Annotated in this window: 16 protein-coding genes; 9 read left to right on the top strand and 7 right to left on the bottom strand. The window is 55.6% G+C overall.

Annotated elements, in window-relative coordinates; translation table 11 throughout:
• Positions 1–2: 2 nt before the first annotated feature.
• Both fni and PED39_04265 read left to right on the top strand, forming a co-directional pair.
• On the top strand, positions 3–1,055 hold the full coding sequence (gene fni, locus PED39_04270; GenBank protein WII06807.1) for a type 2 isopentenyl-diphosphate Delta-isomerase: 1,053 nt from the start codon (positions 3–5) through the stop codon (positions 1,053–1,055).
• Positions 1,037–2,038 (top strand): polyprenyl synthetase family protein, encoded by a 1,002-nt coding sequence (locus PED39_04265; protein ID WII06806.1) that lies wholly within the window; start codon positions 1,037–1,039, stop codon positions 2,036–2,038. The genes fni and PED39_04265 overlap by 19 nt, the downstream gene beginning before the upstream one ends.
• Before the next feature lies 1 nt (position 2,039).
• Here PED39_04265 and radB read toward each other — a convergent pair whose 3' ends face one another.
• Positions 2,040–2,699: a DNA repair and recombination protein RadB gene (radB, locus tag PED39_04260; GenBank protein WII06805.1), complete on the bottom strand. Its 660-nt coding sequence runs from the start codon at positions 2,697–2,699 to the stop codon at positions 2,040–2,042.
• Between the two features lie 106 nt (positions 2,700–2,805).
• On the opposite strand from radB, the gene PED39_04255 reads away from it, so the two are divergent.
• A complete protein-coding gene (locus tag PED39_04255) occupies positions 2,806–4,131 on the top strand; it encodes an SPFH domain-containing protein (protein WII06804.1) in 1,326 nt (441 codons plus the stop codon).
• Positions 4,132–4,140: 9 nt separating this feature from the next.
• Positions 4,141–4,500: a hypothetical protein gene (locus tag PED39_04250; protein WII06803.1), complete on the top strand. Its 360-nt coding sequence runs from the start codon at positions 4,141–4,143 to the stop codon at positions 4,498–4,500.
• A gap of 38 nt (positions 4,501–4,538) precedes the next feature.
• Here PED39_04250 and PED39_04245 read toward each other — a convergent pair whose 3' ends face one another.
• The 3 genes from PED39_04245 to PED39_04235 all read right to left on the bottom strand — a co-directional run bounded on the left by PED39_04245 (position 4,539) and on the right by PED39_04235 (position 6,504).
• Positions 4,539–5,408, bottom strand: coding sequence for a zinc ribbon domain-containing protein (locus tag PED39_04245; protein WII06802.1), 870 nt, complete (start codon positions 5,406–5,408; stop codon positions 4,539–4,541).
• An 87-nt stretch (positions 5,409–5,495) separates the two neighbouring features.
• Positions 5,496–5,816 carry a hypothetical protein gene (locus PED39_04240; protein WII06801.1) on the bottom strand — a complete coding sequence of 107 codons (321 nt, stop codon included), beginning with the start codon at positions 5,814–5,816 and terminating at the stop codon, positions 5,496–5,498.
• 10 nt (positions 5,817–5,826) lie between these two features.
• Positions 5,827–6,504 (bottom strand): TIGR00266 family protein, encoded by a 678-nt coding sequence (locus PED39_04235; protein WII06800.1) that lies wholly within the window; start codon positions 6,502–6,504, stop codon positions 5,827–5,829.
• A 51-nt stretch (positions 6,505–6,555) separates the two neighbouring features.
• Here PED39_04235 and PED39_04230 point away from each other — a divergent pair, with 51 nt between their 5' ends.
• Together PED39_04230 and rdgB are read left to right on the top strand one after the other, a co-directional pair.
• Positions 6,556–7,173 (top strand): KEOPS complex kinase/ATPase Bud32, encoded by a 618-nt coding sequence (locus PED39_04230; GenBank protein WII06799.1) that lies wholly within the window; start codon positions 6,556–6,558, stop codon positions 7,171–7,173.
• On the top strand, positions 7,170–7,715 hold the full coding sequence (rdgB, locus tag PED39_04225; protein WII06798.1) for an RdgB/HAM1 family non-canonical purine NTP pyrophosphatase: 546 nt from the start codon (positions 7,170–7,172) through the stop codon (positions 7,713–7,715). Before PED39_04230 ends, rdgB begins: the two co-directional genes overlap by 4 nt.
• 28 nt (positions 7,716–7,743) lie before the next feature.
• Here the strand turns inward: rdgB and PED39_04220 are convergent, their stop codons facing one another.
• From PED39_04220 to PED39_04210, 3 genes are read right to left on the bottom strand one after another with little or no spacing between them, the layout of a single operon-like run.
• Entirely contained in the window at positions 7,744–8,121 is a 378-nt protein-coding gene (locus tag PED39_04220; GenBank protein ID WII06797.1) for a hypothetical protein, read from the bottom strand.
• A gap of 25 nt (positions 8,122–8,146) precedes the next feature.
• Positions 8,147–9,394 (bottom strand): phosphoglycerate kinase, encoded by a 1,248-nt coding sequence (locus PED39_04215; protein ID WII06796.1) that lies wholly within the window; start codon positions 9,392–9,394, stop codon positions 8,147–8,149.
• Positions 9,395–9,404: 10 nt separating this feature from the next.
• Entirely contained in the window at positions 9,405–10,421 is a 1,017-nt protein-coding gene (locus PED39_04210; protein WII06795.1) for a type II glyceraldehyde-3-phosphate dehydrogenase, read from the bottom strand.
• 164 nt (positions 10,422–10,585) lie between these two features.
• Between PED39_04210 and PED39_04205 the strand changes: the two genes are divergently transcribed.
• The 3 genes from PED39_04205 to cca all read left to right on the top strand — a co-directional run bounded on the left by PED39_04205 (position 10,586) and on the right by cca (position 13,971).
• A complete protein-coding gene (locus PED39_04205) occupies positions 10,586–11,524 on the top strand; it encodes an ABC transporter ATP-binding protein (protein ID WII06794.1) in 939 nt (312 codons plus the stop codon).
• Position 11,525: 1 nt separating this feature from the next.
• Positions 11,526–12,533, top strand: a complete 1,008-nt coding sequence (locus PED39_04200; GenBank protein ID WII06793.1) for an ABC transporter permease subunit — start codon at positions 11,526–11,528, stop codon at positions 12,531–12,533.
• 100 nt (positions 12,534–12,633) lie between these two features.
• Entirely contained in the window at positions 12,634–13,971 is a 1,338-nt protein-coding gene (cca, locus tag PED39_04195) for a CCA tRNA nucleotidyltransferase (GenBank protein WII06792.1), read from the top strand.
• The last annotated feature ends 37 nt before the right edge of the window (positions 13,972–14,008 follow it).

The raw sequence follows: 14,008 nt of genomic DNA, 5'->3' as shown, positions 1-14,008 counted from the left end.
TCATGACAATCAAGGACAGGAAAGCGGATCACATCAGGATATGCATGAACGAACGCGTCGCACCCGGCTACTGCTACTGGGATGACATCAGGCTCATCCACAACGCGCTGCCGGAGATCAACGCATCAGACGTGGATACGTCATGCACGCTGTTCGGCAAGAAGCTAGAGGCGCCGCTGATCGTCACCGCGATAACCGGCGGTTTCACCGGAGCGAAGAAGATCAACAAGAACATCGCAGAGGCCTGCGCCGAGCTGGGGATCGGTATGGGTGTGGGAAGCGAGCGCGCTGGAGTCATGGGTTCCGCACCCAGCAGCTACTCCGTCGTCAAGGACTACGATGTGCCCCTCATGATAGGGAACATCGGTGCCGTCCAGCTCATAGACCAGGAGAAGGGTGCGAAGTACACCGACGATATGATCGAGAGCGCGATAGAGCTCATCGACGCAGACATCCTAGCCGTGCATCTCAACCCCCTCCAGGAGATCGTTCAGCCCGAGGGCGACACGAACTTCGACGGATGCTACGAATCCATACGCAACCTCGCCAGGAAGGGTCCGGTCATGGTCAAGGAGACCGGTGCAGGGATCTCCAAGTCCGTCACTGACAGGCTCAAAGGGATCGGAGTGCAGGGACTGGACATCTCCGGAATGGGAGGCACCAGCTTCTCAGCAGTGGAATTCTACCGTGCGCTGGAGACCGAGGACCCCGTCAGGACGAGCCTCGGCGACACATTCTTCGATTGGGGCATACCGTCCCCGGTCTCGCTCTCCCAATGCGCAGAATGCGGCATGCAGCTGATCTCCTCCGGAGGAATATTGGATGGGATCCACGTCGCATCATCGATAGCTATGGGCGCCGATGCCGCGGGAGTCGCGAACGTCATCCTCAAAGAGGCCTCCGAATCCGCTGATGCGGTCAAGGAGAAGCTCAACATCATAATCCAGGAACTGAAGGCAGCCATGCTGCTCACCGGTTCCAAGAACCTCAAACAGCTTTCGAAGGCCAGGTACGTCGTGCTTGGCGAGACCAAGGAATGGATGGACCAGATATGATTGACGCCAAAGAATACCTGAAGAAGATGTCCGCCGAACTGGACGGGCCTATAAAGAGCTACATCGGGGACGAGGAGCCCAAGGTGCTGATGGATGCGTCCAAGCAGTATCCCTTCGCCGGAGGCAAGAGGATGCGCCCGGCTATGGCCGTCGCATGCTGCAGGGCAGTGGGAGGGGACGCCTCGAAGGCCGTCCCCCTCGCAGTCGCCATCGAGTACATACACAACTTCACGCTCATACACGACGACCTCATGGACGGCGACGAGAAGCGCAGGGGAATGACCACCATCCACATTGGATACGGCATGCCCACCGCGGTCCTCGCGGGAGATGCCCTTTTCGCAAAGGCATACCAGATCATCGCGGACCTGGATGTGCCCGCTGACAGGATGAGGGATGTCCTGAAGTACGTAGCGAAGGCCGTTTGGGACCTCGCACGCGGTCAGCAGATGGACATCAACAACGAGGGACAGATAGTCTCCGAGGAGGTCTATCTCGAGACCATCAAGCTGAAGACCAGCGTCCTATTCGCAGCAGCCGCTGCAGGAGGAGCGATCATCGGCGGAGCGAAACCCGAGGAGGTCAAGGCCATTAACGAGTATGCCATGGATCTCGGGTTGGGATTCCAGATGTTCGACGACTACCTGGGCATCGCCGGGGACTCATCCAAGACCGGCAAGTCCGTCGGGAACGACATCCGCAAGGGCAAATGCACCTGCATGGTCACCCACACGATCTCCGTCCTGAAGGACCAGAAGCTCCTCGATGAGTTCAAGTCGATACTGGGGAACATGGACGCCACCGACGAGCAGTGCGCCCGTGCCAAGCAGATCATGGAGGACTGCGGAGCGATCCAGTACAACCTCGACCTCGCGAAGAAGAAGGTGGAGAACGCCATCGCCAAGATCCAGTTCCTGCCGGAGAGCGAGGATAAGGAGTTCATGATCTCCCTTGCGAGATACGCTATAGACAGGGACGTCTGAATCAGATATCCGAGATTCCGTTCTCGGTGATGCGGTACATCGCCGCCCTTCCCTCTGGAAGGCTCCTGTGCTTGATTATCACAGCAGCGCGTCTGCCCTCCGTCCTCTTGTCGAGACGGATGATGGTCTTCGCGTTGTGATGCAGAGCATGACCGCCGAGGAACTCCACTCCGCCGTTGGTGATGTTGGAGTACACCTGCGACGTGAGCATGACCGCTATGTTGTACTGGCGGGCCATGTTCAGCAGCACCTCGGTCTGCCTGATGAAATCGTTCCTCACATAGGCGTCCTCATAATTGAGACGGTAGAACATCGTGAGGGAATCTATGATCACCAAGGATATCGTCCCCGTGGCCGCCAGCTTCTCGATCTTGTCTATGCGGTCGGACTGCTCGGTGAAGCTGTGGACCTCGAAGATGAGCAGATTTTTGATGGATTCCTCCTGCCCCAGGAAGACCTGGCCCAGACGGTCCGATGAGAGACCTTCAGAATCGATGTAGGCCACCTTCTGTCCGGAGATGGCCATATTGCGCGCTAGCTGAAGACAAACATTGGTCTTGCCGGCACCGGCCTCTCCGTAGATCAGCGTGACGCTCCCCTTCTCGATCCCGCCCCCCAAGAGCTGGTCGAATTGGGAGCATCCCAGAGGTATCCTATCCACGCACCTGTAATGTAAGGGGCGGTAATAATGCTATTCTCATCGGTTCGCTCTGCTGCGGCGAACTACCAGGGAACTGGTTAAATCTCGTATGTGCATACCCTTTTTCATGGGACTAATCAAGGCAATAACAGGAGCTACCGGAGGCGCATTGGCTGACCAGTGGAAGGAGTTCTTCTATTGCGAGTCGATGCCCAAGGATGTCCTAGTGGTCAAGGGTGTCAAGCGCACGGGATCACGTTCGACCAACACCAAAGGTAACGACAACATCATCAGCAACGGTTCAGGTATCGCGGTCGCGGACGGACAGTGCATGATAATCGTCGAGCAGGGAAAGGTCGTGGCGCTCAGCGCTGAACCCGGACAGTACACGTTCGACTCATCGACCGAACCCAGCATCTTCTCCGGAGGATTGGGATCGGGTGTCATCAACACCTTCAAGACAATCGGAAGGCGTGTCGGATACGGCGGTGACACCGGAAAGGACCAGCGTGTCTACTACATCAACATCAAGGAACTCATCGACAACAAGTTCGGAACGTCGACGCCCATACCGTTCCGCGTCGTGGACAGGAACATCGGACTCGATATCGATGTGTCCATCCGCTGCTTCGGAACATTCTCTTACAAGATCACGGACCCCATCCTGTTCTACGCGAACGTATGCGGTAACGTGCAGGAATCATACTACAGGTCGGAGATCGACGACCAGCTCAAAACGGAGTTCATCTCCGCGCTTCAGCCCGGATTCGGGAAGCTGTCCGGAATGGGACTGCGCCCCAACGAGGTCATGAACCACACCGAGGAGCTACAGGAGGCCATGAACGACGCCCTGTCCAAGAAGTGGTCGCAGCTGCGCGGACTCGAGGTCATCAGCGTCGCCCTCGGATCGGTATCGTTGCCACCAGAGGATGCAGAGCTCATCAAGAACGCTCAGAAGGCCGCTATTCTTCGCGACCCCTCGATGGCCGGAGCCACCCTTGTGGAAGCTCAGGCATCCGCTCTGAAATCGGCTGCCTCCAACGAGGCCGGAGCGATGACTGGACTCATGGGATTCGGAATGGTAGGTCAGATGGGCGGCGGAAACATGAACGCCCAGAACTACTACGACATGGCGAACCAGCAGAAACAGCAGCAGCCTGCAAAGGCCGCCTCGGACGGAGCTCCGGGATGGCAGTGCACATGCGGCGCTATGGCCAAAGGCAAGTTCTGCCCGGAGTGCGGGAAGAAGAAGCCCGAGGACGGTTGGGAATGCCCATCCTGCAAGACCGTGAACCGCGGCAAGTTCTGCCAGGAATGCGGAGCCAAGAAACCGTCTGGAGCTCGCCAGTACCGTTGCGACAAATGCGGATGGGAACCCAAGGACCCGACCAAGCCCCCGAAGTTCTGCCCGGAGTGCGGGGACCCGTTCGGGGATGAGGACATCGTTCAGTGAGGCGGTGGCATGGCTGAGGAAACACAGAAGAGCTTCGGAAAGATGACGGTCATAGCGATCCTGTTGGGAGCGATCGTTTCTCTGGTCTACTATTATTACACGTCCAACTGGCTCCCGGCGATCGGACTGTTCCTCCTCGTGGTGGGAGTCTATGAGCTCCTCAGCTCCTTTTTCAGGAGCACACAGGACGACAGATGGGGGACCAACGAATCCGGCGCCGCTGCGCTGTTCGGGTTCCTGATGGTTGCTGCCGGAGGGGCCATAGTGGTCTACCAGTACGCGGACAGCATCATCATCCCGATAGTATTCGCGCTCGTCGTGATAATCCTGTACGTCGTGTATTCCCTATTCAGGAAGAGGAACGCATAAAACATTTCAACGGTCGGGTCCGCCCGGCCGCATCCTTCTCATCTGATCGATTTGGCCCAGGCCAGAATGGAGTCGGACTCGGCACGCATGGCTTTCAGCCGATCCTTGCTCCCGGAGACACCGTGCTTGAAGGCTGCCTCCCATTTGAGGCTGAGCGCATCGCTGTATCCCTTCAATGCAGTCGCCATGAGTGGTGCCGATGACTTGTCCAGTATCATCGTCGCTGCTGTGATGTAGAAGCATTCCTTGCGGAACTGCTGCAGCGCATCCCAGTTGGACTGTGTGGTCTCCATGGAGAATCTGCTTCTCCTCTTGCATTCATCCATCTGGGAGTTGATGGCCTCGATGAAAGTGTCCTTCAGATCGCTGTCAGCGAAGAAATCCTCCACCTTCCTGATGCGCTCATAGTTCCTGACGTTCTCGAGCTCCTTCGGCCCTACGGACCTCATCGAGAGGAACATGCGTTTGATATCGTCGCCCTTTGCAGCCAGATAGGATTGCGCGAACGCCATCTTGGCCTCGTCGTACTCGGAATCCGATAGAACAGAATCCTTCGATGAGGACATGGATCTGGCCATGTTCAATGATGATTTGGCCTTCTTGTAATCGAGGTCCAGACAGGCGAGGTATCTGACGAAGTACGGTCCGGGATCTTCGTAGGTGATCTCCACCGCCTTATCAGCGTATTTGAGGGCCGACTTGTAATCCCTGTTGGCAATGCTGTGGATGGCTGCTTTGATGTCGTCGACGGCTTCCTTGTTCTTCACGATGTGCGCCGCTTCCGCCTCGGTCATGTTCCTCTGGACCATGCTTCCGCAGTACTCGCAGATGCAAGAGGCCTTACCAAACGGGATCTGCGCGGGTGCACCGCATGCCGGACAGAATATCGCAGTACCTGCCAAATCCATCACCTTTCAGCAATTGATGAACGCATAGGAACGATAAAAATGGAATGAAGGAAGAAGGGGGACTAGCCCCCTGTTTTCTGTGAAGGCTCACTCGTCGTCGTTGTCCTCGGAAGAGGATTCCTTGACGGGCTTGACATCGCTGAGACTATACTCAACGCCTTCCTGGTACTGCTCGCCCTTGTAGGCGTACATCGGGAGTGCGATGATGCAGATGATACCGGCGATGATCGCCACGATCACCACGATCGCGAGTGCGATGAAAAGGAGCGACTCCAGGACTCCAGGGACCGTGAGGAACCATATGATCAGTCCGATAAGCGCTACGATTCCGATACCGACGAGGACGAGTCCGATTGCGGACTTTCCGGTGCCTGTCTTCTTCATGTTGCGAACTTCATTGTCTGCCATTTCAATCACCTCAGCTGTTGTTGGGCAAGTAAGGGATCAGTGCGTTAGCGAGATCTCCGAGGGTCATCGACTGGATGACGATTTTTCCAGGTCCGGTGAGGGTGGTGACGAACAGTCCCTCTCCTCCGAACAGAGATGTCTTGATTCCTCCTGCTGCAGAGATATCATACTGTACGGTATCCTCCCATGCCACTGCGTTCGATGTGGATACCTTGTACTGCTCGCCGGGCTTCAGCTCGACGACGTTCAGGTCACCGCATGCACCGATGAATGCCATTCCGGATCCAGAGAGTTTCTGGAGGATCAGTCCCTCTCCTCCGAAGAATATCGATCCAATCTTCTTCTGGAAAGCCATGTCCAGTTTGACCGTGGGCTGGGATCCCAGGTATCCAGTCTTCTGGACGATCCATGCTCCCTTGCCGACGTCCACATCCAGGATCTTTCCGGGAACCTGTCCGCCGAGTCCTACGACTCCGGTTCCGTTCTCGGGCCTGTATTTGACGAGGAACAGTGACGATCCCGCGAGCGAGCGCTTGATACCGGAGAACAGACCTCCTTCCATGACGGCTTCCATTCTCATGTTTCCTGTCATGTAGGCCATTGCTCCAGCAACGGAGCTCAACTCCTCTCCGGGACTGAGTTCTACATTCACGAACTGGAGGTTGTCTCCTGTTATTGTGTACTTCATTTATATCCCCGAAACGGAATGAGACTCCATAAAATTAAGACTTGTGATGGAATGGTCAAAAACAGCATGATCCAAGGTGCAGAGGCCACAGTTTCGATGGGTGAGTTCCTGGGAAGGAAGGCTTTGATAAAGACGAGGCCGGAGAAATCCTACAGGCTCCCGGAGATCGATTCCAGCATCCGCAACTCCAGGACCCGCAACGAGGCAAGGATCATGCGCGATGCAAGGGAAGCTGGAGTCAGAACGCCTTGCATCTACGACATCGACCTCTCCAAGGCCGAACTGACCATGGAGTTCATCGAGGGTGAATCGGTGAAGGATTTCCTGGATTCCAACCCTGAAAAGGCGGACGAGATCTGCGAGAAGATAGGGCTGGCTGTGGCCAAGATACATTCTGCGAAGATCTGCCACGGTGACCTCACCACATCCAACATGATCCTAGAGAACGGAGAGGTATGCCTGATCGATTTCTCCATGGGCTGCGCCAACGCGGAGCTCGAGGACATCGGAGTGGACCTCAGGTTGCTGGAGAGGGCCTTCAGCTCAGCCCATGTGGGCCTGGAATCATCCTTCGAAAAGCTCATGGACACATACTACTCCAACATCTCCGATCCCAAGGCAGTGAAGAGGAAGCTCGCCGACATCAAGAACAGGGGCAGGTACACATGAAGCTCAAAGTCATCACGTCGAATCCCGGAAAGGTTGCCGAATACCAGAAAGCGTTCGATTCCCTGGGGATCGAGATGGAGCACTACAGACTGCCCTACGACGAGGTCCAGACAAGCGATCTGGAGGAGGTCGTCAACAAAGGGATGGATGAGATCATCCGTCAAGGCGTCAGGAACTTCATCATCGATGATTCTGGATTGTTCGTGGATGCGTTGAAAGGATTCCCCGGCGTGTGGTCGGCCTACGCCCAGAAGACCATCGGCAACAAAGGGATACTGAAGCTCATGGAAGGTGTCGAGGACCGTGGCGCAGAGTTCAGGTGCTGCATCGGATGCGACATCGACGGAAGGCGCATCATCGTCATGGGCAAGTGCCGCGGAGTCATCACCCAGTCGGAGCAGGGCGACGGGGGTTTCGGATTCGACCCCATATTCTCCCCTGACGGGAAGCTCACGTTCTCGGAGATACCAATCGACGAGAAGAACACCATGTCTCACCGTGGCAATGCAGTCAAGCTTCTGATAGAAGAATTTAAGAAGTGATTTTTGAAATCGTTTGATCAACGGAGTCTCAGAACTGGACTCCGACGATGCAGATACCAAGAGCCATGGCGAGGTACATGAGGTACGTTCCCGCCAGCGACTTGACCTCTATGAGCTCCGGGTGGAGTCCGAGGACCGACGAGATCTTCTTGGTCAGGAAGATTCCGAAGAAGGCCAGGATCGTTGCGGGGATGGACATGAGGTAGTATCCTCCGCTCTCCATCGGCCAGGTCTTGATGAGGATCGCATCGATGATTCCGATGACTACTGCGAGAACCATGGAGACAGCGAATATCTTGGAGATGTAGATCTCTTTGAGGATGAACTCCCTCTCGTTGAACTCGGTCGGCGTGAACTCGTACTCTTCCTCGGGTTCTTCCAATATGCGCCTCTTCTTTTTAGCCATCGCAACCGCATCCTTAGTTCTACACTTAAAGCTTTTGGGCTTCGGCACCGAACTTGTTCTTGGAGTACTTCAGCGCCTCGATGACTGGCAGCGGCTCTCCCAGAAGGAAGGTCTCCAGCGCTCCGCCTCCGGTGCTGACGTAGGAGAACCTGTCCGCGAGATCGAACTTCTCAGCGGCTCCGCCGGTGTGTCCTCCGCCAATCACTGACTGACCTCCGCTGTCGACCATAGCGGTCATGAGGACCCTGGTGCCTATGGCGAAATCGGGCTTCTCTATCATCCCTGCAGGACCGGACATGAAGCTGGTCCTGGATGACTGGATGACCTTTGCGAACTTCTCAGCGGATGCGTCTCCGATATCCAATGCGGGCTCCTTTGTGGGCAGGTCTCCGATGTTGACGGAGACGCGCTTGCCGTCCCTCTCCACCGCCACATCGACGGGAAGCAGGATCCTCTGTCCGTACTTGGACATGACATCCTTTGCTGCCTGGAGGTTCTCCTCCGTGAGCTCCTCAGACAGGATCTGCGAGCTGGCCTCTCCGATGTCGATTCCCCTGGCCAGCAGGAAAGCGTTGCCTGCCAGTCCTGTGAGGATGACGGTGTCGGCTGTGTTGTTGCCCAGGACGCGGTCGATCATGATCGAGACATCACCGAACTTTGCCCCTCCCAGTATGAACACGGAGGGCCTGCGGGGGTTCTCGAAGATGGCCTTCAGGGCGGACATCTCCTTGGCCATGAGCCTTCCGGATGCAGAGGGCACCTTGGCGGAGAATCCGACCAGTGAGCACTGCGACCTGTGGGATGCCCCGAACGCGTCGCAGACGTAGTAATCGATAACTGGGGCGAGCTTCTGGACTATCTCTCCCTCGGAATGCGCCATCATATCGCCTTTGGCGGTCTCGCTGTCGATGGCCCTGACGTTCCCGAGGAGCAGCGCCTGTCCGGGCTTGAGGTTCCTGATGGCCTCCATCGCCTTGTCCCCCAGGACATCGTCGACGTACTGGACGGGAGCGTTGAGGTGCTTTGCGAGATGCTCTGCGTGCTGCTCCAGGTTGATGAAGTCCCACTTGTCCTTCCTGCTCTGATGCGCCAGGATGACCAGCTTGGCCTTCTTTCCCATCAGCTCCCTGATGGTGGGGACCACTCTCCTGATCCTCGAATCGTTGACGATCTGGAGGGTCTGCTTGTCAAGGGGACAGTTGATATCCACCCTGAGGAGGACGGTCTTATCCCTGTAGTTGAAGTCCTCGAGGGTGTTGAAGTCCTTCTGCATCTTCAGACCTTCACTGAGGGATTCCCATGGACTTGTTCGTCTTGGCCTGGGATGCGGCCCCGTCCTGCTCGAGCTTGCACATGGACCTGATGCAGTCTATATTCTCCGGGATCACATCGGACTCCTGGTGGACGGCCTGATAGTAGTACAGTGTGTTGCCGACTACCTTAACTCCGTCCTCCCAAACGACGATCTCGTACATGTCGGACCTGTCGCGGCCGAGCTCCCTGGCCAGTTCCATGACGTTCGCTGTGGATTTGATTCCGTCCTTGCTCTTGACCAGCCTGACACGGGGTGCGCTCCTGAAGATCTCCAGGACGTTCTCGGTGGTGGTCTCCTGCTCGAGCTGGACTACTACTGTCTGTATGTGCATCAGGGTCGTGGATGCCTTGACAGCCATTGTGTTGATGTTCAGCCAGGGCATGATGCTCTGCACATCGGGTCCGTGGTGGGTCGGGAGCTTAACAGAAGGCTCCAGCGCGTTGACCGGTCCGGTCTTGGAGTCGCCGGGATCGGCGGCACGCCTGACGATGGTGACGAACGCGTTCTTGATCTTGAGCTTCTTGTCGAGCGGATTCAGGGTCCTCAGGAGACCGGTTGTGTTGCACGATACGACACGGGACAGCTGGGCTCCCCATGACTCGGAGTAGTTGGCGGTCGAGTTGAAGGACAGTCCTGTGAGGGCGTGGTCCTCTCCACCCTGGAAGATGGCCTTGACGCCTGCGGCCTGATACTTGGCCTTGTACTCCTCTCCGACGTTACCGGGAGTGCAGTCCACGACGATGTCGACGCTCTTGAGCATATCATCGATAGTTCCATTGACCTTGATGCCGGCATCCTTGAACGCCTGCACGCTGTCAGCAGGAACGTAGAGGTTGAATCCCTTCTCTACGGCCGCCTTGGCCTCGAAGGAAGGACGTGTCTTAGTGACACCGACCAATTCCATATCGTCCTGCAATGCGACTGCCGATGCCACCCTCTTTCCGATGGTACCGTATCCGTTGACTCCGACCCTGATCTTCGCCATGATAATAACCTGTTCGGGGCATCGCCCTAGCCCATAATAAAGTATCTGAGCACAGGCGTTTTGGAGGGCGGATAGTCGCAATGAAAAGACGTTTTTCGCGGTGCTTTTCTGACCAATTTTTAATAACAGAGCGGCTGTGCTACTACCATTTGAGAGTGATCGACATGAGAGAGAACCCCATAGAGATCGTGGACCTCAGGAAGGAGTACGGCAAGTTCACCGCCGTGAACGACCTGAACCTCACGATCAAGAAGAACAGCTTCACCGGGCTCCTGGGGCCGAACGGCGCAGGTAAGAGCACCACGCTGAAGATCCTCACCCATCTCATCAACGCCACATCCGGGGAGGCCTACCTCAACGGTATCGATGTCACGAAGAACCCCAAAGGGGCACTGACGGACGTGGGTACGGTCATTGAGACACCTGAGTTCTACCCTTACCTCACACCGAGGGAGACCTTCAGGTACGTGGGGGAGCTCATCGGGATGAGGAGGGAGCAGATCGCAGCAGAGACGCAGGAGATCCTGGAGAAAGTGAAGATGACAGACTGGCAGGACAAGAGGCTCGGAACATTCTCAAAGGGAATGAGGCAGAGGATCGCCCTGGGCCAGGCCCTGCTGAACGATCCAAGAATAATCATCCTGGACGAGCCCACATCCGGACTCGATCCCAGGGGAATGGCGGAGATCAGGGAGGTCCTGAAGAACCTCAGGAACGAATCCAAGGACCTGACCATCGTCATGAGCTCGCACATACTGCCGGAGGTCCAGGACCTCTGCGACAGGATCGCTTTCATCAACCACGGCACGCTGCTGAGGGACGATGATATATCGGCATTCGAGTCCAACGGCGGGACCAGGAGCCTCATAGCGAGGATCGACGGCATACCTTCCGACGACGACATCGCACAGATCGATTCGCTGGACTACGTCATATCCGCGGAGCGTCTGGGCAACGACATAGTGATAAACATCGGTTCCGAAGTGTCGCTCAGGTCCAGGTTGTACAAGGACCTCAGCGAGATGAACCTGAACGTGTACGGACTGACCGAGGAGAACGCACTGGAGGAAACCTATCTGGACCTCATCAAGGAGTCGAGGTAAAATGGCCAACGACATTTCTCAGATCGGAGTCGTCGCGAAGAACGAGATCATCAAGTGCGCCCGCGGAAGGAAGTTCCTCGTCAGCGTTGTGATAGTCTTCCTGGTGTTCCTGCTGATCACCGGACTGCAGTTCGTCATGGATAGCTGGGACAATCTGGACAGCATAGGGGCTCTGACTGAAGCATATCTCAGCACCTTCCCGATGGTCATCGTACTCATAGTCGCACTCCTGTCGTCCATCGCATTGGTGTCCGAATTCGAGGAGAGGACCGCACTGATCCTCTTCACCAGACCGGTCAGGCGCACATCCATACTCATCGGAAAGATCCTGGCCTGCACGATCGTCGAAGCTCTGATCATCCTAGTCTACTACATCCTGGTGGCCACCATCGGTTTCCTCAAGATCGACGGAATGTCCCTGAACTTCCTGACTTCCTTCGGTTTCGCCGTAATGTATGCCTTCGCAACATCCGGGGTCGCGTTCGTCATCAGTGCCTTCCTCAAAAAGAGCAGCGTTTGTACCGTCATCTCGATCCTGCTGATGCTGGTCATCTTCCCCATCGTGTCCACGATGGTGGAGGCCAACGATGGCGAGAGTTGGTACATGATCGACCAAGCCGGAGAGACCATCTACACCTGTATCCCCGAGTACGTGGACAGATACAACGAGACGCTGGACCAGTTCGGTGATGTTATAGGTCAAGCAATCGCTATTCTGGAAGGGTTCACTGACCAAGATGTACAGATAGCAGTACAGGCCTTTATGGACTACTACCAGACATTAGATCCAGAAAGCCAAGCGGCTTTTGCTCCCTTGTTGGAGTATCTTAATACATCCTACTCTCAGAACCTTTACGGAATGATATTCGTCTTGAAAATGATGAGTGGTTCGGCCCTTTTGGCTCCAATGGAAAATCCTGATCTTCTCAAGGAATTCCTCGTACTGCTAGTATGGGGAATCGCAGGATACTTCGTAGCCTGGATAAGATTCGTCAGAAGGGAATTCTGATCCATCCGAAACCTCTTACCAAACCCCTTCCTTTTGTGAACAATCAGGCGCACATTTTTATCATATCGATCATCAATATCCATCCTATCAGGCGACCTTCATGGATGCAGAATTAGTCGAGCTGTCGGTTTTAGGGAAGATCGTTCCCTCGCAGAAGGAGATGGACTTCCTGAACGGTGTAGCATCGCATCTGCTCGATAAAGTCAGAAAGTACTTCGAAGAGAAGAGACTGGACGTAGACGTGAGACTGGCAGGCTCCTATGCCAAGGGAAGCTACCTCACGGACCAGGATTTCGACCTCTTCATGCTTTTCCCACTGGAGATGCCCCGCGAGGAGATGACCGAAATCGGCCTCCAAGCCGGGAAGGACATCATAAACGGCGAATTGGTGTACTCCGAGCACCCCTACACAACAGGATTCTTCGAGGGCGTGGAAGTTGATATGGTGCCCTGCTACCATCTAGCTTCCACGGAGCACATACAGACCGCAGTCGACCGCACCCCGTTCCACACTGAGTACATCAACTCCCATCTGGACGATTATCAGAAGGATCAGGTTCGTCTGCTGAAGAAGTTCATGAAGGGCATCGGCGCGTACGGAGCCGAGCAGGACTCCAGGGGATTCTCAGGATACATGTGCGAGATCCTCATCGTGAAGTACGGTTCGTTCAGGAAGGTACTAGAAGCCGCCACCCAATGGAAGAAGGGCGAGACTATCGTCATCGAGAAGGAGGGTCCGCATTTCAAGTCCGCACTGGTGGTCTACGATCCCGTGGACAGGAACAGGAACGCCGCATCAGCAGTTCACGAGGACACCTTCGACCTATTCATAACCGCTGCCAAGGTATACCTGGAAAATCCGGACGAGAAGTTCTTCTTCCCCAATAAGAGAGAGCCTCTGGCCCCTGAAGAGCTGGAATGGATCTGCTCCAAGCACGGCAGCAGGCTCTCATCTGTTCAGTTCGATAGGCCCGCCGATGTGGTAGAAGACAACCTCCAGGCACAGCTCTGGAGGACGCAGTACGCCCTGATCAAGAAGTTCGGCGAATTCGAATTCAACGTCCTGAATGCGGTTCACAGATTGGATGATCTCCGCATGACGGTGGTGTTCGAGCTGGAGACCGACCTATTGCCGGAGACCTTAGAGCACATCGGCCCGCCGGCGAAGGTGAAGAAGGCCTCCGAGGACTTCAAGGAGTTCTGGAAAGGGAACCTGTACGGAGAACCCTATGAGAAGGATGGGCACTGGTATGTGACCGCCCCTAGGCCAATAAGGAAGGCCACAGAGTTCCTGGAGAAGGAGATAGCGGTATCCGGAATAGGAAGGAACGTCGATCCTTCGACAAAAGTCATCTACGACCACTTCCAGACCATGTCATCGATAGAAACCGGTCTGCTAACGGAGCTCCTCGACCCGAAGTATCCTTGGGAGAACTGATGGTTTTCATCGGCTTGCAAAGATATATGTGGGCCTA

The sequence above is a fragment of the Methanomassiliicoccales archaeon LGM-RCC1 genome, assembly GCA_030168575.1.
Lineage (GTDB): Archaea > Thermoplasmatota > Thermoplasmata > Methanomassiliicoccales > Methanomethylophilaceae > Methanoprimaticola.
The sequence above is the reverse complement of the archived record's forward strand: the minus strand, read 5'-3'. Positions and strand labels throughout refer to the sequence as shown.

Excerpts from the sequence above, each read along its gene's own strand:
- PED39_04265 (WII06806.1), top strand. The coding sequence starts at position 1,037 with ATGGATGGACCAGATATGATTGACGCCAAAGAATACCTGAAGAAGATG.
- PED39_04245 (WII06802.1), bottom strand. The coding sequence starts at position 5,408 with ATGGATTTGGCAGGTACTGCGATATTCTGTCCGGCATGCGGTGCACCC.
- PED39_04210 (WII06795.1), bottom strand. The coding sequence starts at position 10,421 with ATGGCGAAGATCAGGGTCGGAGTCAACGGATACGGTACCATCGGAAAG.
- cca (WII06792.1), top strand. The coding sequence starts at position 12,634 with ATGGATGCAGAATTAGTCGAGCTGTCGGTTTTAGGGAAGATCGTTCCC.
- PED39_04230 (WII06799.1), top strand. The coding sequence starts at position 6,556 with ATGGTCAAAAACAGCATGATCCAAGGTGCAGAGGCCACAGTTTCGATG.
- rdgB (WII06798.1), top strand. The coding sequence starts at position 7,170 with ATGAAGCTCAAAGTCATCACGTCGAATCCCGGAAAGGTTGCCGAATAC.
- PED39_04255 (WII06804.1), top strand. The coding sequence starts at position 2,806 with ATGGGACTAATCAAGGCAATAACAGGAGCTACCGGAGGCGCATTGGCT.
- PED39_04250 (WII06803.1), top strand. The coding sequence starts at position 4,141 with ATGGCTGAGGAAACACAGAAGAGCTTCGGAAAGATGACGGTCATAGCG.
- PED39_04215 (WII06796.1), bottom strand. The coding sequence starts at position 9,394 with ATGCAGAAGGACTTCAACACCCTCGAGGACTTCAACTACAGGGATAAG.
- PED39_04220 (WII06797.1), bottom strand. The coding sequence starts at position 8,121 with ATGGCTAAAAAGAAGAGGCGCATATTGGAAGAACCCGAGGAAGAGTAC.
- fni (WII06807.1), top strand. The coding sequence starts at position 3 with ATGACAATCAAGGACAGGAAAGCGGATCACATCAGGATATGCATGAAC.
- PED39_04205 (WII06794.1), top strand. The coding sequence starts at position 10,586 with ATGAGAGAGAACCCCATAGAGATCGTGGACCTCAGGAAGGAGTACGGC.
- PED39_04240 (WII06801.1), bottom strand. The coding sequence starts at position 5,816 with ATGGCAGACAATGAAGTTCGCAACATGAAGAAGACAGGCACCGGAAAG.
- PED39_04235 (WII06800.1), bottom strand. The coding sequence starts at position 6,504 with ATGAAGTACACAATAACAGGAGACAACCTCCAGTTCGTGAATGTAGAA.
- PED39_04200 (WII06793.1), top strand. The coding sequence starts at position 11,526 with ATGGCCAACGACATTTCTCAGATCGGAGTCGTCGCGAAGAACGAGATC.